This window comes from Paenibacillus sp. J22P143, from assembly GCF_059692035.1.
The window spans coordinates 60,342-82,237 of the sequence record NZ_JCAUAQ010000019.1; the positions used below are offsets into that span (position 1 = coordinate 60,342).

A 21,896-nucleotide genomic window follows, 5' to 3' on the forward strand; every position below is an offset into this window, starting at 1 on the left:
TTGACTATATACATGTATCTAAACGAAACGACAGATGTTTGGCAAACCGCAGGATTCTCTGATAGCGAAATACAAAGCTGTTTAGCCTACTTAGAAGGGAACCTCTTAGAAGCTGATCTAAAGGAAAGATTACCCCTTGTAGACTTCAAATCGCTGCAGCGGGAGCAGCGCCGAAAATCATGGGCTTTGTTTGCCATGTTTAGGAAGAAGAATGTGGACCCGGTTATGATTGGGAGGTATCTATCGATTCTCATACACGCAGGAAGGGACAGCTTTCTGGAATCTAGTATCGATTTTAATATGGAGGATGCCTTATGGCGAAGGGGATGTTTACGGCTTGTAAGCAACTATGATGTACCCTACACATTGGTTTGGGTATGGATGTTAGCCAAGTGCAAATTTTTCGATTACCGTGGAAATCCGGAGTCGTACGCCTTGGAATTTGTAGAACTCTTGGCGCAACGAAAGCCAGATCTGCTGCACGAGATTTACCCAGACCTAGATAGTGCTTTACAGCCATATATCGCTGCTTTATTAATCAAGCATAATGGTGAAGATCGAGAGGCGCTTGAATGGTTTGAAGAGCAATTTCAGCATGTTGTTACAAATGAGAATATGGTCAAAGACAAAAGGGACGTGCAGAGAAACTGCGTCTATTTGGCTGTCACTGCAAAGAAGTTCAGCCGCGTAGCATCTGAATTTCTGACAAAGCTTATAAGTGAAGACCCGATGGACTTCGTTTTTAATTGCAGAATGGCTTTTTATCATGATCGTGAAAAAGAATTACGCAAGATCCCATCCCTATTGGAAGAGTATGGAGCACCGCGGGAGCACTATGTAATCAATCTGGCTGGGCCGGGACTTGGAAGCCGAGACGGGTCTTACGATGATGTATTAAGAGATGAATTCGCTATTCGACCAGAGAGCTTCAGGAAAGCAATTGCAATGTCACGGGGGTTGAAAACCCTGCATTTATGCCGCATTGTATGGGAGAAGGAAGAGGGGAAGCCATACTTGGCAGCGGTTCTTCAGGAATTCGCGAGCTATATGGAGAGCTTAATGCCTAACGATCCTCAATTGCATGCCTACTTCCGTGGAGAGATCCCATTTACAGACGTTAAACAATACTTGCTCCATCTAAATGAGACTTCAACAGGGTCAAATTATCGTAGATTGTTAGATATGAAGGATCTACGTACCCATTCAGAGATGTTTGACAGGGGACTATGTTTCTTGGCCTATGCCGACAAGGAAACCTTATGGATCATGGGCAGTTGGCTGTCCGACAAAGGATTCACGGTTAGTGAGCTTGCCGAACGAATCTCCAACGCAGGAGGTGATATTCGCGTATTGCTTTCGATGATTGTTACCAAATCATATGCGAAGTACCAGACGGATGATGAGGTTTTCAATCAGACTGGTTACCAGTTTTTGAAAACATATATGCAGACTCAAGGGGAAGAGTTGATAGCCCTCCTGCAGGCTTCTGAGGATAATAAATATACGAAGAAGTTTATTCTCGAAGAGCTTTTCCATACCAATCAGGAGCAGTACATGTCGCTTGTTTCCACTTATCTGAAGGATGATAACAAAGTGGTAAGGGATAGTTGTATCGCGTTGCTTCGAGGACATCCAGAAGCATTGCCCTATGTGAAGCCGTATCTTACCCATAAAAAGCCGGCTATGAGAGAGTCAACCGTGCAGCTCTTATGCTACTGGAATGATGAATCTTCTCACAAAGATCTAGGGCAATTGCTGGACTCAGAGAAAAATGAAAAAATCAAATTGCTTATTCTAAATACGTTAAAAGAAAAACCAGAGATCACGCATCAAGTACCGATAAGCAAAGATGATATCTCATCGTATTGTAAAGCCAAACTAATGAATGCCAAGCTTCAATCACTAGCTTGGATTTCATTCGGCGATTTACCGCTTCTAAGACTAAAGGCTAATCAACAAATCACGGAGCCTGCAATTAGCCAATATCTGTTGTACACTTATGCCATTCAGAATGAAATTGCTATGAATTGGGAAGCACAATCCGTTGCCGAGCATCTCGAAACAGAAGGTTTGGCTGATGTCGCTTGGTTTCTTATGCAGAATTGGTTAGATTCGGGTGCGGATGTTCAAAAGAAATGGATAATGGCCTTTGCCTCGATGTTCGGCGATGAGCGAATTACTAATCAACTTCACTCCTGTATCCAGAAGTGGCCTTTAGAATCAAGATTAGCTCTTGCTACGGATGCTGTAAGGGCATTGGTGCTTTCGAAGAAAAACGCTGGTTTGCTTGTTGTAGATCAATTGGCAAGAAAGAGCAAGTTTAAACAATTAAAGAAAACAGCCCAGGATGTATTGGCTAAAGCATCTAAGGACCTTGGTTTGTTCCCGGAGGAACTTGCCGATCGAATCATCTCTACTCTTGGCTTCAATTCATCCGGTCTCAGATTACTCCAATATGGAGAGCGAGAGCTGATACTCAAACTTACGAAAACATTGGACATCCGAATTGAGGACGCAGGAGGTAAATCTTACAAATCTTTGCCTACGCCAGGTAAACAGGAGGATATTGCACTAATCAAATCGGCAACCGATGAATTTAAACAGTTGAAAAAGGAACTGAAGCTAATCAAGGATTCCGTCGCGATACGTCTTGAACAAGCCTTGTCTACGCAGCGGTATTGGACCAAGCAAGCTTGGGAAGAGTTATTTATCCATAATTCGATCTTACATATCTTCGCTCGTGGTTTAATTTGGGGGACATTCACGCAAGAGAAAGAGCTGCTGGAAGTCTTCCGTTATCAAGAGGATGGAATTTATTCCCGTGCGGATGAGGGTGTATTTAGTTTAGAAGAAAACAGTTCTATTCGACTTATACACCCCCTTGAGTTGTCTCACGCTAACATTGAATTATGGCGAGAGCAGTTGAGGAATCAAGATATCGATCAACCCATCCAACAGCTGGATCGTAAGGTTTTTCTTCCAGAGACCAATGATATCACTCGTGTTGACCGCTTCGGTGGCATACAAGTAAATGGATTTTCTTTACTAGGGAAGTTAACAAAGGCTGGTTGGCAGCGCGGTTCCATCGTGGACGGGGGAGGGTACTATGAATTTTATAAAAAAAATGAGCAAGATGGGGTTGGGGTGAGCTTAATCTTTAGCGGAACATCGGTTGGTTTTGAGGATGAAACCGTCACGATCTATGACCTTACCTTCTACCAAGCTGGTAAAGTGAAGAGAGGCAGTTACATTTATAGTAACATCCAGGAAGAAGATCTCGTTGTGCCAACAGATTTACATAGTCACTATTTTAGCGAAATTCTGTATGAAGTGGATCAAGCGCTGTCGGCTCGAGTGGGGTTTGAGGAAGATTGGAAATTGCAGAAAAGTGCCTGGTAATCTACGCTTTTTGCTGAAAATGCGGTGAATTTTGCTCTCGGAGAGTATGATGATGATGGTTTATGAAATAACGACTTTGTGGGATGAAGCCCAGTGGCTTAAAGCAGAGCAAGTATACAACGAAGCTTTTCCTGAGCATGGAAGAAAAAATCGCGCACTCATCCGCAGCATGTTCGAAAGAGGCGTATGCATGCTGCACACATGGAGCCAAGGTGAAGATGTGGTTGCGATGGCTATTACTGCATTGAATAAGCAGGCACGAGTTCTTATCATCGACTATATTGCGGTTCGCCAAGCTCATCGTGGCCATGGTGTGGGATTGGCATGTATGTGTGACATCCGAATTTGGGCAGAAAACGAATTAGGATGCCAGGGCATCGTCATTGAGGTAGAGGCTGAACCTACCGCGGATAATGCGGAGCGAATTCGATTCTGGGAAAAAGCAGGATTTCTTTTGACCGATTACGTGCATACCTACATTTGGGTCCCCGAAACCTATCGGGCTATGTATTTTAGCATTGGTACGATCGAACAACAAGACGGGAAACGACTATTTGAATATATTACCAAGTATCATAAGAATGCGTACCGCGTTAAAGGGTGAAAAAAGGAATGTTACCAAATCCAAATACTGAGGGTGAGTCATAAATGATTGGCTATGTTAAACTTTGTAGTTGATATTTGAAATATAAGCATAAAGAGGGAATAGTAGGAGTTTAGAAAAGCGTTTGGAAGGAAGCGGTAATTCTTGATAGAATATTTGAAGATGATCCGGTAATAAATTTGTACACATAAGGAGATAAAACTATGGCAAAAAACAAATTACTAAGAATGGACAATGTTGGCATCGTTGTAGAATCCCTTGATGACGCAATCTCTTTCTTCGAGGAGATTGGCTTGAAGCTCGAAGGGCGAGCTACTGTCGAAGGTGAATGGGCTGGTCGTGTAACTGGGCTGGGTTCACAGTGTGTAGAGATTGCTATGATGGTTACCCCAGATGGCCACAGCCGACTTGAACTTTCGCGATTTCTCACCCCACCTACTATATCAGATCACCGAGCTGCTCCTGTAAATGCCCTCGGTTATCTACGCGTCATGTTCACCGTTGAAGACATTGACGAAATGGTATCCAGACTCACTAAGCATGGTGCTCAGCTCGTTGGCGAAGTGGTTCAGTACGGGGACTCCTATCGGCTCTGCTACATTCGTGGAAATGAAGGACTTCTAATCGGTTTGGCGGAACAACTCGGTAATAAATAAGTGACGTTTAAGATGATGCCCGAACAGATGAAGGCGTCAAACATTTCTATGTTAATGATCCATTATGTGGAGCTAAAAGAATTAGTGTTTTATGTTGAGAGTAAATTACACGATACCTGTTTACCGCTAATTGAGAAAGATGCATGGACGGTTTGGTTTGCTATCAAGAATGACTAAGAGGATAAACCTTGACATTCCCCTAAATCCCTTGTAAGATAATCAAAAATTCATATCAAAATATTGATGAATGGGACAGTAATTCCTAACAGACAGTCACAGCGAGCCGGGTCAGTGTAAGCCGGTACGGATGTTGCGAATGAAACGGACCCAGGAAATGGTTTGCCGAAATCGAGTAGGTAAATCCGGTCTGTCGACCGTTACGAAACAGAGGGGTTAAGCCATTGGTTTAACACTTAGAGTGGTACCGCGGGAATCTTCAGCTCTCGTCTCTTTCATAGAGACGGGGGCTTTTTATATTTTCTAGATAAAGGATTGGAGAGGAATACCATGTTAAATTATAAACTTTATTTTGCTGAAAAAATCTCATTGTTACTCACTGGTTTCGACGTACAGGAAATTGCTGCATGGATGGAATATCCTGTTGATCCGGAAAAAGGAGATCTATCTTTACCCTGTTTTCGTCTGAGCAAAGCACTTAGCAAACCGCCGCAAGTCATTGCGAATGAATTGAAAGCAGCGCTTCAAGATATCGAAATTGACGACATGCAAGCCGTATCTGGTTACCTGAACATTTTTATCAAGAAGGCTAAGTTAGCGGAATTCCTGATTACGCATATTAGTCAAGCTGGAGAACAATATGGATCCCGTAATCTGGGGCAGGGCAGGACGGTGGTTATCGACTTTTCTTCACCGAACATTGCGAAACCCTTTCATGTTGGCCATCTAAGATCCACGGTTATCGGGAATGCGTTATATCACATTCATTCTTTCCTAGGCTACAGCTGTGTGGGGATTAATCATTTAGGAGATTGGGGGACGCAATTCGGGAAACTGATTGTTGCCTTCCAACTATGGGGAAGTAAGGATGCTGTAACCAATGGGGCTATCGATGAGCTACTCCATCTCTATGTGAAATTCCATGAGGAAGCTGAGAAGGATCCTTCTTTAGAGGATCAAGCTCGTTCTTGGTTTACGAAAATGGAGCAGGGAGATCTAGAAGCACTTACCTTGTGGCAGTGGTTCGTTGAAATCAGTATCAGAGAATTTCAAAAGATTTATAAGCTGTTAGGCGTACAATTCGATGAGTATAAAGGTGAAAGCTTTTACAATGACAAGATGGCGCCCGTCATCCAGTCGTTGAAAGAAAAGCAGCTATTGGAAGCAGACGAAGGTGCCTGGTTAGTTCGTTTGGACACATTCGGCATGGCGCCAGCCTTAATGCTGAAGAAGGACGGCAGCTCCTTGTATCATACGCGTGATCTAACAGCAGCCATTTATAGAGCAAATAAGTTTGATTTCGATAAGTTGATTTATGTGACCGATTATGCTCAGAATCTGCATTTCCAGCAATGGTTTAAGGTTGTTGAATTAATGGGCTACGAATGGGCTTCTAAGCTTGAACATGTGGCATTTGGTCGCGTGAGCATTGAAGGAGGAAGTCTGTCGACGCGTAAAGGCAACGTGATTAAACTTGAAAATGTGCTGGAGCAAGCGATCCAGAAAATAAAGGATGTCATCGATGCAAGAAACCCAGGATTGGCAAATAAAGAACAAGTTGCTGAGCAAGTTGGGATTGGGGCTGTCATTTTTAACGATTTGAGTGCAAACCGAATCAAAGATATCCATTTTTCGTGGGAAGAAGCTCTTAATTTCGATGGTGAAACGGGGCCATACGTGCAGTACACTTATGCGAGAACATGCAGTGTGTTGAAAAAAGCTCAACTAACACACGGTAATCGTATTCAACCACCTGAGTTAGACGGTACACTTTTACAAGATAAAGAGGCTATAGCGGTTGTTAAAATGCTCTATTTATTTCCTGATCGCGTAGAACAGGCAATGGTGAAGCTGGAGCCTTCGATTGTATCACGCTTTCTAATTGATCTCGCTCAAGCGTTCAACCGTTTTTATCACGCATGCTACATCCTTGTGGAGGAGATACATTTACGTGAAGCACGTCTGGCTTTGGTAAGAAGTGTACAAATAACTTTGCAAAACGGCTTGAAGCTTATCGGATTACAAACTCCTTATGAAATTTAATGTGGTTAATTATTGAAACAAACACCGCACCTGCGAGACAGGGCGGTGTATGTTTATGGATTGGAATCCGATTACTCTTGCTTCGGCTCTTTGGCTAGATTCTGCTTCAACGATGCTTTCTTCATGGTTAATTCTTTAGCGTAATCCTTCTGCAAACGATCAATGGTCTTTATTTCTTCATTTAGCTTATTCACTCGTGACATTTTGCTGCTCAAATCACTGTGTGACTGGCTTAATTTCATATCTCGCCCAATCTGATTAATTTTCGCTTGTGCTCTTTCTTTCTTTTTCTTCTCGTTCACACTTTTGCTTTCAAGATCAGCAATTTCTTTCTTCAACTGACTAACAATTGATTTAGTAAAGCTAATGGCCATGCCTACACCCCGTATTCATTTCATGTAGCTGAGACATCATTCTACTATAAAATGCGGCGTTAAGCGAGAATAGCCCTTGTGATTTCTTAACTTACTTCACGATTTCCAGCCTTTAGCTGTCATGGTTTGCTTTTTGCGATTAAAAAGCTTTTTGAAGAAGCTCACTTGCTTTTTACGTCTGAGAGTCAGTCGAACACCTTCGATAAGCAGCAAAGACCTTAATGAATCGCGACGATTAAGCGTGTGTAATCTTTTAATAAACTGCTCGTCCATGTCGATCATCCTCCCAAGTGTTTGCACAAATGTATAAGAAACTCATCAACAACCTATCTTCATTATATATGTCCATGTCGAAAATATTTGTCAAAACGTAGTTACGAATCGCGCTAGTTTTGTCGAAAATACAAGGTATTTTACGTTGAGTAAGATTTTTTTAACAAATAGGTTTACTTTCGCCCACTTTCAGCATATAGTTAAAACACGGTGTTTCCTTTGGTAAACTTTTTGTCCCATCGGAAACTTAATTTTCAACCTAAAAGTTTCCCTAGGTAAAAATTATTGTAAACAAGCAATTTATTATAGGAGGTCAAAGCGATGTTTCAAAAATCAGATAAAAAGCTATCAAGACGTAATCTGTTGAAGTTAGGAACGACAGGGGCCTTTGCTGTTATTGGCAGTGCATTATTGAATCCTTCGACGTTATTCGGTAAATCTTCACTGGCGAGCTCACATGATAAGCATGACATTCATAATGCCATGAAAGAACAGTTACATGAAGGGATGAAGCATGGCTATGTCCCGAGCACGGAAGTGACGGAAGGGTTTAAAGCCGCGCAAAAAGCCCTAACCACATTTGATTATGGCAAGGTCAGCAAGCTTGCTGACGGTCGAACGCTAAGGGAATATGAGATTACTTCTTATGAAGCTAACGTGGAGATCGCAAAGGGAATTAAATTCCCCGGGTGGACGTTCAATGGTACGATTCCAGGTCCCACAATCCGTTGCACAGAAGGGGACGTCCTTCGCGTGAAATTTCACAATGCTTCAACCCATCCGCATTCCATTCATTTCCATGGTATGCATCCTACGAATATGGATGGTCTAGAATCCGTTCTTCCTGGCGGCACGTTCACGTATGAATTTGAAGCTAAACCGGCTGGCATGCATGTCTATCACTGCCATGTGGCCCCGCTTGCAAGGCATATCCATAAAGGTCTCTATGGCAATTTCATCATTGACCCGAAGAAGCCAAGAGCAGCAGCCAAAGAATTCAATATGGTTATGAATGGCTATGACTTGGACCTCGATGGGGAAAACGAAATTTACACGGTGAATGGCTATGCTTTTGCCTACCAGCAAGAACCCATTAAAGTGAAAGTCGGAGAGCTTGTGCGTATATATTTAAGCAATCTGACGGAATTTGATTTCATTAATTCGTTTCATCTGCATGCCAACTTCTTTAATTATTACGCAACGGGGGCGGACCCTGAAGCTCGTCCTGCGTATACCGATACGATTATGCAGTGTCAGGGCGAACGTGGCATTCTAGAAATTGTTTTTCCATCACCAGGGCGTTATATGTTTCATGCGCATCAAAGCGAATTCGCCGAACTGGGCTGGATGGGATTCTTCATTGCTGAATAAGAAAGGAGGCGACGTAAGTTATGAGTATCAATGATCAAACCAACAAGAAATCATCTTCATCCAAAATGAAAGCTATTCTTTGGGGCCTACTTCCATTAATTTTATTACTTGCCATCATTACGACGATAGCCAAAGTAGGTACAGGAATCGAGAATGAGCCCGCTGCTCCGATTGAAGTCCTGAATGTAGAGAAAATCACGTTAAATGACGAAGGCATTCATGTTAAAGTGTTAAACTCAGGGCCAGAGGATGTAACCATTGCACAAGTCGTAGTCGATGGCGCCTTTTGGAATGCTTCATTTACACCTAGTGATACGTTAAAAAGATTTGAACGAGGCATGGTAGATATCCCTTATCCATGGGTACAAGGTGACCCGCATGAAGTGAAATTCATCACTTCCAATGGGTTGATTTTCGTAGGTGAAGTGGCTGCCGCAGCAGCAACACCTGAACCTAATGGGAAGCTATTTTGGCAATATGCGTTAATTGGCTTCTATGTTGGGGTTATTCCTGTAGGGCTAGGCCTATTGTGGTATCCATTCCTTCGTAGATTCTCGGTTAGAGGCATGCATGCCATTCTTGCCTTGACCGTAGGGTTGTTGTTCTTCCTTGTCATTGATACCTTCGGAGAAGGTTTTGAAATGGGTGCTGAAGCGCCTGGCGTTTTTCAAGGAACGGGGTTAGTGTGGTTCGGTGCATTGCTTAGCTGTCTCTTCCTGATCGCTGTAGATCAGTCGAATGAGCGCAAACTCAGCGGTGAGTCATTTGTGGGGAAACGTGTAGCTAACAAAATCGCAACCGGTATTGGACTTCATAATTTTGGAGAAGGTCTTGCGATTGGGTCTGCATTTGCAGTTGGAGAGGCAGCGCTGGGTACCTTCCTTATCATTGGTTTCACCCTTCACAACATCACAGAAGGCGTAGGGATTGCAGCACCTTTACTGAAAGATCGCCCAACCTGGAAGACATTTGTTAAGTTAGCTTTGATCGCCGGTGGTCCTGCTATTATTGGTACGTGGGCGGGTGGATTCATATTTAACGATGCGTTAGCTGCGCTATTCTTCGGTATTGGCGCGGGTGCGATTCTACAGGTCATTTATGTGATTTCGAAAATGATCCTCAGAGAATCGGAGAAGAAAGGTCTATCTCCAGTATCTTGGTTAAACTTCGGTGGACTTACAGCAGGGATACTAATCATGTATCTGACTGCTCTCATGGTTAAATTTTAAGAATCCGATAAATGAAAGGGTAGGTGATTCACATGCTATCAGGTATTGGTTTACCAGGTCTTATTGTGATCGTAGGTGTTGCGTTACTGTTATTTGGGCCAACCAAACTGCCTCAACTAGGTCGTGCTTTCGGGACTACGATCAAGGAGTTTAGACAAGGAACGAAGGGATTGTTAGAAGAAGAGGATACGAAAGATAAACAGAAGGATAGTAATTGAACTAGAAAAAGTCATGTTGGTATGGTAAGGAGCTAAGTTGCGAGTTCGCACTTAGCTCCTTTGTTTTGCACATACATTCAGTTTTTGAACTAGATAGGGCTAATGGAAATGATCAAAGATGCTAAAGTGCACTCAATTACTGGGAAAACGACTACATACAGATGAATTAGTGCGAAAGTGCAACCTTTAGGCCCTAAAAGGTTCAAAATGAGCAGAGTCAGCAGAAATAGTTGCACTTTCTGCAAGCATTTCTGGTAGGGATGTTTATTCGATAAAAAAGGATGTACTTTTGCATTTTTCAAAGCAAAATTCAGGACGCAAACTTAAACTTTTCTAATTGTGCGTCAGAATAGTTGAACTTGAATAGTCGTTGATGATTGATTACTATCAGAAAAGAAAGAATAGTGAATGGAGCATCGACATGAAATCATTACAACAATATTGGAATGACATGTACCATAGACTTGACCTCACACCTAGATACGATAACTGGTTGGACAAATATTGGGATGAGTACTTATCGAAATATAGTGATGCCGATCTTATTGTTGATTTAGGCTGTGGTGTCGGTAATAATACACAGTATTTATTTGAACGTGGGATGTCCCCAATTGCTTGCGATATTTCCAAAGAGGCCATCAATACATTGCAGTCATTCCTGCCAGATGTTCAAACGCTCTGTTTGGATATGACAGATGGGCTTCCTTTTGCAAAGGACTCTGTACAAGCACTGATCGCTGATCTAAGTATTCATTATTTCGATGAAGTCACCACCTGTAATATCATCAGTGATCTCCATAGCGTGCTTAAGCAAGATGGCATACTACTGTGTAGATTGAATTCTACAAATGAGATGGGCAATATACTGGAAACCGACGGGCTTTACAGAAGGTTTTTTGATCGAGAAGAGATCGAGCGATTTTTTGATAAAGAAAAGTGGACTTACCTGTATGTCGAGGAATACGAAATGGATCGATATACGAATAAGAAGATGTTGTGGGAAATTGCGCTGAAACCACGATGAAAGCGGAGAGCTTGGATCTAAATTGATGAAGATCTGAATTAGTCATGATAAAGCAACAAGTAGTCAATTTCCGCATGCCAAAACTTAAAGGATTTGGTGCTGTATGAGCGAACCTCTATTATAAAGATTGAACCATCAAGCAGTACGATCATATCTAATTAGAAAAGGGGTTTCCTATGAAACAGATTGGCATTGCACTAATTGGTTGTGGAGCGATTTCCAGTGTACATTTGAACGCCATTTCACAGATACAGACAGCGAAATTAGTGGCTGTTGTCGATACGAACGCCGAATTGGCAGCTAAAACAGCCGAAACGTATTCATGCAGTTATTACACCGATTATCTCGAGATGTTGAAGAATCCTGACATTGACGTCGTACATATATGTACTGCGCATTATCAGCATGCGCCAATGGCCATTGATGCTCTCCAAGCAAGAAAGCATGTTTTGACGGAGAAGCCGATGGCTGAAACGAAAGAAGCCGGTCAAACGATGTTACGTGCTGCGGAAGCCAATCCGAATGTACAGCTTGGTGTCATTTTCCAAAATAGATATAACCCTGCATCCCAGCTCATGAAAAAAGCCGTCCAGTCAGGCGAACTCGGAAACTTACTTTGTTTAAAAGGGATCGTCACTTGGAGCAGAACTGCTGCCTATTACGAAACGGAATGGAAAGGGAAATGGGCGACGGAAGGTGGGGGTGTCCTCATTAACCAGGCCATTCATACCCTAGATTTGCTTCAATGGATAGGCGGAGAAGTAACAAGCATTAAAGGCACGATGTCGAATGATTCACTTGAGGGTGTTATTGAAGTTGAAGACACTGTTCATGCTCACCTCACGTATCGAAGCGGGGCAACAGCTATCTTCTATGCTACGAATGCTTATGGCGTAAATTCACCACCTGAAATCGAGCTTGTTTTCGAAAAAGGGAAGCTAGTACTCACGGGAGATACGTTGTATCAAGTGATTGATGGCGAACAAAGGCTGCTAACTTCACCGGAAGTTAATAATTTGGGTACAAAATCTTATTGGGGAATCAGTCATGGGACCCAAATTGCTGATTTCTATGACCATATTCTAAACGACCGTAAATACGCTCTGAACGGCCCTGAAGGCTTTAAGGCCTTCAATCTAGTCATGGACATTTATGAATCTTCAAGATCAGGCAAAAGAATCGGATATAATTAACCATTTTGGGTATTCAAATGGAGGTTCAACATGAAAATAAGAGTACTCGGAAGATGGGGTGCTTATCCTAAAGCAGGAGAAGCGACTGCAGGTTACCTCCTAGAAGTAGGTAAGCACAAGATTTTACTCGATTGCGGAAGCGGTGTTTTGTCTGTTTTACAGAATTATTTGGAAATTAGTGAATTAACAACCGTTTTTCTCTCGCACCCACATCACGATCATATGGCAGACTTAGGATGTCTGCAATATGCCTGTTTAATTGATACGGATTTGAAACGCAGAGATAAGCCACTTAGAATTTTATTATCTGAAGAAAATGAAAAGGATTGGTCAATGCCAGTAATGAAAGGCACATCTGGCATTGGACTCCATGATACTGTTAAAGTCTCGTTGGAGGACGACGTTCATCTATCCTTTTTCCGAACTAACCATGATGCTTATTGCTTGGGTGTTCGGATTGAAGCGGACAATAAAGTACTCGTATATACGGCAGATACACGCTATGATGAGTCACTCATTCCTCACTTACGAGATGCAGATTTACTTATAACGGAAGCATCCTTTTACGCTGAATTTAATGCGAGCCAATATGGACACATGACTTCTGTAGAAGCAGGAAGGCTTGCTGCAAGAGCAGGAGTCAAGACATTATTGCTCTCTCATTTACCTCACTTTGGAGATATTCAATTACTGAAAGATGAAGCAGAGACGATGTTTCGCGGAAAAGTAGTTTTAGCGGATGTTGGTATGCAGATTGAACTATAGAACAGCTCTACGTTTCAGCGCGAAACACCGTCCCATCATCACGGAAATAAAAAGCAATCTCATCGGTAATCGTGCTCATTCTTATCGATATTCGAGTGAATTCTTCAATGATTCCGCGATCGACTTCACAATAAACACCATTAGCGTCTGTTTGCCACACGGATACTGTCGTTTGAGATAGCGCGGCTGTAAATAGATCTCCATCAGAAGTCAATGTCATCAACATGATTATCGCCCTCTCCTTATAAATGGTTCAGTAGTTAATTGAGTATATTCGCAATTATGTATGTCATGCGAACTAAACGATACATGTTCTCACATTACTATGTAATTCTAGTCGTTACCTATTGGTAACGGCTTTTTCCTGTTCTTAACAAGAATTGGCGCATTTGTTCACCTCGGTTTATCTCCTTATTCAAATGGTCATAATGGGTAAGACTCACTTATTCTCAGGAGGACGACCATGGATCAACTGTTTAAAATAAAAGAGCGGGGAACATCCATTTCTACGGAACTCATGGCTGGTATGACGACATTTCTAACTATGGTCTATATTGTCATCGTGAATCCTGGGATTTTAAGTACGACAGGGATGGATTTCCACGGCGTTTTCATGGCTACAGTGCTTGCAAGTATTGTAGCCACGCTCATCATGGGGCTCTTTGCGAATTATCCAATCGTGATTGCGCCTGGCATGGGGTTAAACGCTTATTTTGCCTTTACTGTGGTGGGCGGGAACGGAGTGCCGTGGCAGGTTGCCTTAGGCGCTGTTTTTATAGCTGGTCTATTGTTCGTTGTGCTGTCGCTTACTTCTTTCCGTTATGTGTTACTTGATGCGATACCCGCCAGTCTCAAACATGCCATAACAGCCGGGATCGGCCTATTTATCACCTTCATTGGTTTGCAAAATGCGAAAATCATCGTCGGTTCGCCAGCAACCTTACTCACGTTAGGTAATTTGAGAGACCCTATGACAGCTCTTACCTTGATTGGACTCATTATTTCGCTTGTTCTACTGGCGTATCAAGTACGCGGATATTTGTTCTTCGGTATGTTGATCACAGCCGTTCTGGCATGGATATTCGGGCTTTTAGCTTTACCGGATACATACGTTGCAGCCCCAACTGGACTAGTAGCAACAGCATTTCAACTCGATATACAGGGTGTATTTTCGGGTGGCTTATATGCGGTTATCTTTACCTTCTTATTGATCACGTTATTCGATACAACGGGGACAATGCTGGGTGTAGCTGAGCAAGCTGGCCTACTCAAGGATAATAAATTCCCGCGCTCGCGTGGCGCTCTTCTGGCAGATGCGGTTGGCACAACGACCGGTGCACTCCTAGGTACGAGTCCAACCTCCGCTTATATTGAATCCAGTTCTGGCGTTGCAGTAGGCGGAAGAACGGGACTTACCGCTATTATGGTTTGCCTGCTATTGGCGCTGACCTTATTGTTTTCGCCTATCATAGAGGTTCTAGCGAGTATCCCGGCGATAACGGCTCCAACTTTAATTATTGTGGGCTTTCTGATGATGAATGTATTGCGGAAAATCGAATGGCATGACCTGGAAGAAGCCTTTCCGGCTTTCCTGATCGTTGTGTTGATGCCGCTGACATATAGTATCGCAACTGGTATTGGTATTGGTTTCATTGTGTATCCGATTCTAAAATTCGTTCGTGGAAAAAGGAAGGATGTCCATCCCATTTTCTATTTGTTTGCGGTCTTGTTTTTTGTGCAAATTGTCTTTTTCACACATTAATAATTAAGTTCTAGTCAAGCAGACGCCGCGGCGATCTGCTTTTTTCTCATTTCTACACTCTCTCAATCGGGCTAAGAGTAATCCGCTTACATCCAAACCATAGTGGACAAGTGGCATAAACTATCTAGAACTACTTTATTAGAGTACGACTACTAGGAAGTGGTACATATGGATATTGGACTTCTATCGACTGTTGAGAAACAATACGGTTTGACTATTCAACATATTGAAGTCATGCGTAACACATATCGATCTTTTGTTGTAAAAGTAACTGCAATACAAGGTATTTATATATTGAAAAATATGCATACCGATGAGCTTAGATTGCAATTTATTCTTGAAGCAGAAGACTTTCTTAGAAAACATGGAATTAAGATTCCATCCATTTACCTTACATGTGAGAATAAGCTATATTTTACTTTTAATTGTGAGTTTTATGTCTTACAGCAGTGGATCTGTGCCGTGCCATTTCCGCTGATAAGCTTAGAACAGACACTTAGGTTAGCCGGAATATTGGGCAATATCCATGCCATATCCAAAGGATATCAACCATCATATGTTCCTGTTTGTAATGGTAGTGTTCGGTGGGAGCGCGAGTACGAGGAAGCTATTCGTTATTTGGAAAGATGGAAGAATAGCAGTTCTTTCACGGATGAACCTTGGCGAACAGCTGTGTTAGCCTATATAGATTTTTATATAACGACTGGCAAATGTGTGTTGGAACATATGAGAGAAAACGCCTGTTTTCTTTCTTGGAAAGACAAACAACCTAATTTAGTACTAAGTCACAATGATTTTCATACACAAAATATTTTACTGAATGAGTCATTTGATATTTATATCATTGATTGGGAGTTTGTCAGATTGGACTTTCCTTCAAGAGACTTAAATCGGCTGCTGTACGCCATGTTAAAAAAGTCGAGAGCTTGGAATCATCAAGTTTTTATCAAGGTGATACGCGCATATCTCAAACAGAACAAGCTCTCAAATCATGAAATGAAATTGCTGTATCTCGATTTGGCTTTTCCGCACAATCTCTGCAGGAACCTGATTTGGGGTAAATACAATCGAATGACAAGGGATCAAATCAATGACCTGTTACAGAAAGAACAGGATAAGACAGTATATGTACTTGAGGCTTATACCAAGTAATACCTCTACAGAACAGCAATCCGCATTGTGAGCGGGCTGTTGTTATTTCATTTTTAGGGACGTCAAGCTTCGCGAAAAGTAGCAGTTTTGTGTAGGAAGTTAGCCATTGTCTGCATTAAATCTCAGATATGTTCACGTTATAATAAGGAACATGACGGGAATGAAAGCGCATTCTTATCGAAGGGTGATCCATTTGATAGGGAGGTGAAACAGGAGTTCGTTAACATCCCGAGTCTATGTATATTTGAACCTACTTTGACTACCTGGAGGTTGTAGAAATGTTAAAAAACACGAAGAATCTCATGAAAACAGCATGCATCATCACGTTGGGTTCGCTCTTCATTACTTCTTTCGGTATCCAAGCACCGTCTGCACATGCAGCGATAGCCCGGCAGATGGAGAAGTTAGATCGCGGACTAGTAGCTGTCAAGGTAAGCACCGGCGTCCTCGTCAGTTGGAGACTTCTAGGAACGGAAGCTGCAAGTACTTCTTTCAACATCTATCGGGATGGTGTTAAGCTCAATGCTTCACCGATTACGACGAGCACGAATTATCAAGATAACACGGGTACAACGAGCTCAAGCTATACGATTAAAGCTGTCGTTGGCGGCGTTGAGCAGACAGCGTCAGCTGCAGCTACGCCATGGGCTACTAACTATTTGGATGTTCCCTTACAAAAACCAACAGGTGGCACAACACCAGACGGTGTGAGCTATACATACAACGCTAATGACGCAAGTGTTGGTGATTTGGATGGCGATGGTCAATATGAAATTATTTTGAAATGGGATCCTACCAATTCCAAAGATAATTCGCAGGATGGCTATACGGGAGAAGTGTTTGTCGATGCCTATAAGCTGAATGGAACGCGATTATGGCGGATCAGTATGGGTAAAAATATTCGGGCTGGCGCTCACTATACGCAATTCATGGTCTACGATTTGGATGGGGATGGCAAAGCAGAAATTGCAATGAAAACAGCCGATGGAACCAAGGACGGCACTGGCGTAGTCATCGGCAGCTCAACGGCGGATTATCGTAACAGTGTTGGCAGAGTTCTGACTGGGCCTGAATTTTTAACGATATTTGAAGGAGCGACAGGAAAAGCATTGACCTCTACAAGCTATGATCCTCCTCGTGGAACAGTCGGCGATTGGGGCGATACCTATGGCAATCGGGTAGATCGTTTCTTAGCGACAGTCGCTTATCTGGATGGTCAAAAGCCTAGTATTGTTATGGCGCGCGGCTATTACACAAGAACAGTTCTAGTTGCATACAATTGGCGGGGGGGTGCACTATCCAAATTATGGACATTTGACAGCAACACCTCTGGTAACTCCGCTTATGCAGGTCAAGGGAACCACAACTTAACTGCCGCCGACGTCGACGGTGATGGCAAGGATGAAATCGTATATGGAGCGATGACGATCGATGATAACGGAGCCAAGAAATACAACACGGCATTAGGACATGGTGACGCGCTTCATGTTGGCGATTTGGATCCGAACAATGCAGGGCTCGAAGTATTCAAAGTCATGGAGAGCACGAGTGCCACTTATGGCGCAGCCATGTGGAATGCTGGAACAGGAGCCATCAAGTGGGGTGTGAATACAGGCGCTGACACGGGAAGAGGCATGGCTGCTGATATTGACCCCAGATATGCCGGCGAAGAAGTGTGGGCAAGTAACGGTGTTGGATTATACCAAATCAATGGTACCAAAATCAGCTCTACAATTCCTTCATCCATCAACTTCGGCATCTGGTGGGACGGTGATGTTTCCCGTGAGCTCCTTGATCATAATTGGGATGGCACCAACGGCGTTGGCCGGATTGATAAATGGAACTATACTTCGCTCAATACAACGGCCTTATTGACGGCAACAGGCACCAATTCCATCAACGGCACGAAAGGGAATCCAAGCTTGCAAGCCGATCTATTAGGCGACTGGCGAGAAGAGGTCATTTGGCGGAAGTCGGACAGTACGGCTTTACGCATCTATGCAACTCCATATGTCACAAGTACGCGCCTTTGGACCTTAATGCATGATCCGCTCTACCGCTTAGACATCGCGTGGCAGAATGTAGCATACAACCAACCGCCGCACACGAGCTACTATCTTGGAACAGGTATGGCAACACCTACACAACCGAATATTTATACCACGCCATAACAGCGGATAGGGTACAGAGAAACGTTCGAATCACTTGGGCGTTTCTTTTTCTCATTCTATCCTCATTTGTTGAATGCGCTTTCTAAATACGGCAGGAGATGTCCCATAAAAAGCGGCAAACTGACGTGAGAAATAGAAGGGATGATTAAATCCTACTTCCTCAGCGATTTCGGCAATGTTTAAAGAGGTTGTTTCTATGAGCTTTTTCGCTTGACGAAGTCGTATTTTATTTAATAATTCCATGACAGATTCACCGGTCTGGCTTTTAAAGAGATGGGCGAACCTAGAAGCGGATAGATTAACCATTGCTGCCAATTCAGCAACCGTATAAGGCTGGCTAAAATGCTGTGAGATCAGTTCAATCGTACGCTCTACGCGCGAATCTAGCGGATATTGCTTTTCCATAGTACTTTTGGAAATGAGAAGGAGAATTTCTTCCAATGTGTTGATGGCCAACCTTTCAGAAAAGTGATCCGCTTCTCCGTTATATTGAATTAAATTAGCAAAAGCGTTAATTACACGGAACAACTCTTTTTCTGAATCAAAACGAGCTAATCTTATACCTTTAATCGCCTCTGGCAGCTGTAAAAGCGGTAACCATTCTTCCTTAGGTACAAAATGACACCAATAAAATTCCCATAAGGTATTCTCTGGAGTCCCATAATAATGGGGTGTTCCTGGTGTGATTAAGGTAACCTCACTCTGCTGGCATTCATAGGTTTCTTTGCCGTTGTTGTATAGTCCAGATCCTTTTAAAGTCAAGGTGAGATAATAATCTTTCGTACCGTTGGAGCGTTTAACTTGGTAGCCAAATGACTGTCGGTAATGGCCTGATATCAGCTTTCCAGGGATGGTCATCAGATTTTCTTTGGCAGAAAAGGACATGAAATTAGTCATAATTTGGACGCCTCCAATTCCCGGATATCTACAATTAATTATTTTCCAAAATCGTTTCGTTGTACACAACAATTTCGAACTGCCATGCGTCTAATTTAAATGGAATACTTTGGATGTAGAGGTGGTTTTGCATGATGATGAACAAGCGCATGATTTGCGCAATTTTGACCGTTATGTTCCTAATTGGTTGTGAAAGGGAAGTGAAGGTTTTACCGGAAAAGATAGCTGAAGAGAGCACAGCACCGGTCGAGTTGGTTACGGCGTCTCCAACATCCAAGCCGAGTGAAGTTCCAGTATATGTGGAAGCACAGTCGCAAGCTTTCAGTATTAAATTAGAGCCAAGAGGATTCTTAAAGGCGCCGATCAAGACAATTGTCGCTGACACGCCGCAGACATTCACAATTGCGTTTCGAGAAGGAATGAATCGCAAATCTGTTGAGGACACATTACGTCAATCAATTAAGATTGAAGGAGAAACACCTCCTCAAGTAGACCTAGGCTTCAATTGGCAAAATGAAAAGGAGTTACACCTAATCATCTCAATAAAAGGCATTGAAAAAAATGTTTATCCAATTAATGGGTATACCATTGATGTGAATGGAGCTTTAACGAGCAATGGTCAAGTGCTTAGTGAGACACCTACATTTCAAACAGTAATTCAAAAGCCTAGCCAATTATGGCGTATCTCCGTAGCAGATGGAAGTTCGGAAAAAGTAAGTAAGTTTCAGGAACCTTTTTACTTGCAACCACTAAATAATACCGATTACATGTTGGCAACGCAATTTCTAGACTACTGTGAATGCGATAAGACAGTGCCACTATCATCCTCCATTTACAACATCGGACTTGATCAATTGACAACCTACCCTGTACCTCTTATGAAACAATATAAGGGACATGGCGATTTTGTCGCTGATAAACGGGGGTTTTTCTATGAGCAACCGAGGAGCGGGGAAGTGATTCCTCCAAGGGATACGGCGGAAAGTGTTCACATTTCTGGATACGTACACGGTGCGTCATTTAGTCATGACCGTAAAAATCTACTTCTCGCTGTCGGCCAAGAAAAGCAGGAACTTGATTTGGATTTTGTTATTTATAATTTAGAAACGAAGAGAACAGTGAACATGCCAAATAAACTTATTGGTCGAGTTCCTGATACGCAGGTAAGCTCAGCTAAAATTCCGGTGCAGTTCAAAGATGATGGAACGTACGTCTACACGTATATGATCAATGAGGAAAGCTTAGATTTACAACAATACCGCTACTCATGGAGCAGTGGGAAGTTTGAGGAGTGGAAATCACCCGAAGGAGAAAATGCTTGGAGTGGTTTCTTAGTAACAGATGATGGCGAATATCGGTATTATTATAATGGAGCTGTGTTTCGTGGAAGTGAACGGATCGCCACGCCAAATAATTTGTATCCAAACTTTTGGCTGAGGGGAACGCATAGCTTTGTATTTCTCAAGGCAATTGACAAGAGCTCCAACTCACCACTTACTTTAAATAGTTATAACGTCGATGAACATCACGAGCAAACGATAGCCAAACTGCCTCAAGGCGAATATAACTTGGTTGGCAGTAGTAGCGATGGGCGTTGGGTTTATGTATCTACGCGAAATGATTTATGAGAAAAGAAACGGACAGGGTTCTGTCCAGGGGTGAAATGAGATGAATAGAGTTATTTTGTTCGTGTTAGCAGTGATACTTCTCGTTTACTTTTCACAAAACTCATCAAAGAGTGTGATACCAGTTGTTCAAGAAACCCCTGATGCAATAAGTGAAAATGAACAACGCCAACTCACTGAAAAAATGGATGAGTTAACCAGAACTATTGCCGAACTAAAACATGACGCTGGCCATCTGGATGAATTAGTAAAGAATCAGCCTTGGTTAAATCTGTTTAAACAACCAGGAAGGCCGATTAAAAGCCTGAAAGTCACACTAGCAGGCAATGAGGAAACTTCTGTTACCGTGACGGATCGTGGACTCTTGCAAGCTTTTTCCGGTGAATTGGTCATTCGGCGTGAGCTATTCGGGCTTAATTCAGGCGGCAGCTACAACTCCGACATTCTTCCTTGCAGTTACCAAGTGAAATTTGAAGATGATGAAACGTATGGGGTTAACGTACCTGCGCGCGGTATCCTCACATTCGATCAGTTGACTAATCATGCTTTCGAAACTAATCCGTATCTTCATCAACTATGTTATGCGTTAGTGAAGAAGCCGAATTACCTACCTGATCAAACTCTATTCGCTAAAATGGCCGATAGCGGCATGTTACTTACAGATTCAAATGGGGGAATTTACTTCTCTGAAAATCGGATTCAGGGAGTCATCTATGCCTTGTTAAGAGCTCAGATCGTTGTGGTTCCGCGTCCTTTGAATGCGGGTGATTCTGTCGAGAGCCTATATTTCTATTCTTATGGCGATAAAATAACGATGAAACTGTTTAATGAGTATGTCCAGATTTTAGCTGGTGAAGAGGAAGCTTGGTACAAGGTGGATCGTGATGTGCCGTTGCAGCTCCGGAGTGTACTTAGTGCAGGTTAGCAAGAGGGACGCATTAAAAGCACGATATCCGAGCCTAA

General features: G+C 42.6%; 19 protein-coding genes and 1 other annotated feature. Of the genes, 15 read left to right on the forward strand and 4 right to left on the reverse strand.

From position 1 onward, the window contains the following. From AC58PQ_RS21610 to argS, 4 genes are all read left to right on the forward strand, one after another. Entirely contained in the window at positions 1-3,399 is a 3,399-nt protein-coding gene (locus AC58PQ_RS21610) for a DUF4132 domain-containing protein (protein WP_497245159.1), read from the forward strand. A 52-nt stretch (positions 3,400-3,451) separates the two neighbouring features. After that, positions 3,452-4,003 (forward strand): GNAT family N-acetyltransferase, encoded by a 552-nt coding sequence (locus tag AC58PQ_RS21615; protein ID WP_497245161.1) that lies wholly within the window; start codon positions 3,452-3,454, stop codon positions 4,001-4,003. 203 nt (positions 4,004-4,206) lie between these two features. Further along, positions 4,207-4,659 carry a VOC family protein gene (locus AC58PQ_RS21620; RefSeq protein WP_497245163.1) on the forward strand — a complete coding sequence of 151 codons (453 nt, stop codon included), beginning with the start codon at positions 4,207-4,209 and terminating at the stop codon, positions 4,657-4,659. Positions 4,660-4,893: 234 nt separating this feature from the next. Next, positions 4,894-5,113: a binding site (T-box leader), on the forward strand. Positions 5,114-5,166: 53 nt separating this feature from the next. Further along, positions 5,167-6,879, forward strand: a complete 1,713-nt coding sequence (gene argS, locus AC58PQ_RS21625) for an arginine--tRNA ligase (RefSeq protein ID WP_497245165.1) — start codon at positions 5,167-5,169, stop codon at positions 6,877-6,879. Between the two features lie 71 nt (positions 6,880-6,950). Here argS and AC58PQ_RS21630 read toward each other — a convergent pair whose 3' ends face one another. Together AC58PQ_RS21630 and AC58PQ_RS21635 are read right to left on the reverse strand one after the other, a co-directional pair. Continuing rightward, positions 6,951-7,253 (reverse strand): hypothetical protein, encoded by a 303-nt coding sequence (locus tag AC58PQ_RS21630; RefSeq protein ID WP_497245167.1) that lies wholly within the window; start codon positions 7,251-7,253, stop codon positions 6,951-6,953. A 96-nt stretch (positions 7,254-7,349) separates the two neighbouring features. Then, positions 7,350-7,526 (reverse strand): hypothetical protein, encoded by a 177-nt coding sequence (locus tag AC58PQ_RS21635; protein WP_497245169.1) that lies wholly within the window; start codon positions 7,524-7,526, stop codon positions 7,350-7,352. A gap of 321 nt (positions 7,527-7,847) precedes the next feature. Here AC58PQ_RS21635 and AC58PQ_RS21640 point away from each other — a divergent pair, with 321 nt between their 5' ends. The 6 genes from AC58PQ_RS21640 to AC58PQ_RS21665 all read left to right on the forward strand — a co-directional run bounded on the left by AC58PQ_RS21640 (position 7,848) and on the right by AC58PQ_RS21665 (position 13,326). After that, a complete protein-coding gene (locus AC58PQ_RS21640) occupies positions 7,848-8,897 on the forward strand; it encodes a multicopper oxidase domain-containing protein (RefSeq protein ID WP_497245171.1) in 1,050 nt (349 codons plus the stop codon). A gap of 20 nt (positions 8,898-8,917) precedes the next feature. Further along, complete coding sequence (locus tag AC58PQ_RS21645; protein ID WP_497245173.1) at positions 8,918-10,126, forward strand: ZIP family metal transporter; 1,209 nt, start codon at positions 8,918-8,920, stop codon at positions 10,124-10,126. Between the two features lie 32 nt (positions 10,127-10,158). Continuing rightward, the gene (locus tag AC58PQ_RS21650) at positions 10,159-10,344 is read left to right on the forward strand and encodes a twin-arginine translocase TatA/TatE family subunit (RefSeq protein WP_497245175.1); all 186 of its coding nucleotides are present in this window, start codon (positions 10,159-10,161) and stop codon (positions 10,342-10,344) included. A 421-nt stretch (positions 10,345-10,765) separates the two neighbouring features. Next, positions 10,766-11,368 (forward strand): class I SAM-dependent methyltransferase, encoded by a 603-nt coding sequence (locus tag AC58PQ_RS21655; protein WP_497245177.1) that lies wholly within the window; start codon positions 10,766-10,768, stop codon positions 11,366-11,368. Between the two features lie 176 nt (positions 11,369-11,544). Beyond that, a complete protein-coding gene (locus tag AC58PQ_RS21660) occupies positions 11,545-12,561 on the forward strand; it encodes a Gfo/Idh/MocA family protein (protein WP_497245179.1) in 1,017 nt (338 codons plus the stop codon). Between the two features lie 30 nt (positions 12,562-12,591). Further along, entirely contained in the window at positions 12,592-13,326 is a 735-nt protein-coding gene (locus AC58PQ_RS21665; protein ID WP_497245181.1) for an MBL fold metallo-hydrolase, read from the forward strand. Positions 13,327-13,333: 7 nt separating this feature from the next. On the opposite strand, the gene AC58PQ_RS21670 is transcribed toward AC58PQ_RS21665, so the two are convergent. After that, positions 13,334-13,552: a hypothetical protein gene (locus AC58PQ_RS21670; RefSeq protein WP_497245183.1), complete on the reverse strand. Its 219-nt coding sequence runs from the start codon at positions 13,550-13,552 to the stop codon at positions 13,334-13,336. A gap of 237 nt (positions 13,553-13,789) precedes the next feature. Between AC58PQ_RS21670 and AC58PQ_RS21675 the strand changes: the two genes are divergently transcribed. From AC58PQ_RS21675 to AC58PQ_RS21685, 3 genes are all read left to right on the forward strand, one after another. Continuing rightward, positions 13,790-15,088 carry an NCS2 family permease gene (locus AC58PQ_RS21675; protein ID WP_497245185.1) on the forward strand — a complete coding sequence of 433 codons (1,299 nt, stop codon included), beginning with the start codon at positions 13,790-13,792 and terminating at the stop codon, positions 15,086-15,088. 168 nt (positions 15,089-15,256) lie between these two features. After that, on the forward strand, positions 15,257-16,240 hold the full coding sequence (locus AC58PQ_RS21680) for a YutH/CotS family kinase-like spore coat protein (protein ID WP_497245187.1): 984 nt from the start codon (positions 15,257-15,259) through the stop codon (positions 16,238-16,240). Positions 16,241-16,518: 278 nt separating this feature from the next. Beyond that, complete coding sequence (locus AC58PQ_RS21685; protein ID WP_497245189.1) at positions 16,519-18,411, forward strand: rhamnogalacturonan lyase; 1,893 nt, start codon at positions 16,519-16,521, stop codon at positions 18,409-18,411. A gap of 51 nt (positions 18,412-18,462) precedes the next feature. On the opposite strand, the gene AC58PQ_RS21690 is transcribed toward AC58PQ_RS21685, so the two are convergent. Then, on the reverse strand, positions 18,463-19,308 hold the full coding sequence (locus AC58PQ_RS21690) for a helix-turn-helix domain-containing protein (RefSeq protein ID WP_497245191.1): 846 nt from the start codon (positions 19,306-19,308) through the stop codon (positions 18,463-18,465). Between the two features lie 131 nt (positions 19,309-19,439). On the opposite strand from AC58PQ_RS21690, the gene AC58PQ_RS21695 reads away from it, so the two are divergent. Both AC58PQ_RS21695 and AC58PQ_RS21700 read left to right on the forward strand, forming a co-directional pair. Beyond that, positions 19,440-20,936 (forward strand): hypothetical protein, encoded by a 1,497-nt coding sequence (locus tag AC58PQ_RS21695; RefSeq protein WP_497245193.1) that lies wholly within the window; start codon positions 19,440-19,442, stop codon positions 20,934-20,936. A 40-nt stretch (positions 20,937-20,976) separates the two neighbouring features. Then, on the forward strand, positions 20,977-21,858 hold the full coding sequence (locus tag AC58PQ_RS21700) for a hypothetical protein (protein WP_497245195.1): 882 nt from the start codon (positions 20,977-20,979) through the stop codon (positions 21,856-21,858). The last annotated feature ends 38 nt before the right edge of the window (positions 21,859-21,896 follow it).

Coding starts and splice junctions, on each gene's coding strand:
- AC58PQ_RS21615 (WP_497245161.1), top strand. CDS start 3,452: ATGATGGTTTATGAAATAACGACTTTGTGGGATGAAGCCCAGTGGCTT.
- AC58PQ_RS21620 (WP_497245163.1), top strand. CDS start 4,207: ATGGCAAAAAACAAATTACTAAGAATGGACAATGTTGGCATCGTTGTA.
- argS (WP_497245165.1), top strand. CDS start 5,167: ATGTTAAATTATAAACTTTATTTTGCTGAAAAAATCTCATTGTTACTC.
- AC58PQ_RS21630 (WP_497245167.1), bottom strand. CDS start 7,253: ATGGCCATTAGCTTTACTAAATCAATTGTTAGTCAGTTGAAGAAAGAA.
- AC58PQ_RS21635 (WP_497245169.1), bottom strand. CDS start 7,526: ATGGACGAGCAGTTTATTAAAAGATTACACACGCTTAATCGTCGCGAT.
- AC58PQ_RS21640 (WP_497245171.1), top strand. CDS start 7,848: ATGTTTCAAAAATCAGATAAAAAGCTATCAAGACGTAATCTGTTGAAG.
- AC58PQ_RS21645 (WP_497245173.1), top strand. CDS start 8,918: ATGAGTATCAATGATCAAACCAACAAGAAATCATCTTCATCCAAAATG.
- AC58PQ_RS21650 (WP_497245175.1), top strand. CDS start 10,159: ATGCTATCAGGTATTGGTTTACCAGGTCTTATTGTGATCGTAGGTGTT.
- AC58PQ_RS21655 (WP_497245177.1), top strand. CDS start 10,766: ATGAAATCATTACAACAATATTGGAATGACATGTACCATAGACTTGAC.
- AC58PQ_RS21660 (WP_497245179.1), top strand. CDS start 11,545: ATGAAACAGATTGGCATTGCACTAATTGGTTGTGGAGCGATTTCCAGT.
- AC58PQ_RS21665 (WP_497245181.1), top strand. CDS start 12,592: ATGAAAATAAGAGTACTCGGAAGATGGGGTGCTTATCCTAAAGCAGGA.
- AC58PQ_RS21670 (WP_497245183.1), bottom strand. CDS start 13,552: ATGTTGATGACATTGACTTCTGATGGAGATCTATTTACAGCCGCGCTA.
- AC58PQ_RS21675 (WP_497245185.1), top strand. CDS start 13,790: ATGGATCAACTGTTTAAAATAAAAGAGCGGGGAACATCCATTTCTACG.
- AC58PQ_RS21680 (WP_497245187.1), top strand. CDS start 15,257: ATGGATATTGGACTTCTATCGACTGTTGAGAAACAATACGGTTTGACT.
- AC58PQ_RS21685 (WP_497245189.1), top strand. CDS start 16,519: ATGTTAAAAAACACGAAGAATCTCATGAAAACAGCATGCATCATCACG.
- AC58PQ_RS21690 (WP_497245191.1), bottom strand. CDS start 19,308: ATGACTAATTTCATGTCCTTTTCTGCCAAAGAAAATCTGATGACCATC.
- AC58PQ_RS21695 (WP_497245193.1), top strand. CDS start 19,440: ATGATGATGAACAAGCGCATGATTTGCGCAATTTTGACCGTTATGTTC.
- AC58PQ_RS21700 (WP_497245195.1), top strand. CDS start 20,977: ATGAATAGAGTTATTTTGTTCGTGTTAGCAGTGATACTTCTCGTTTAC.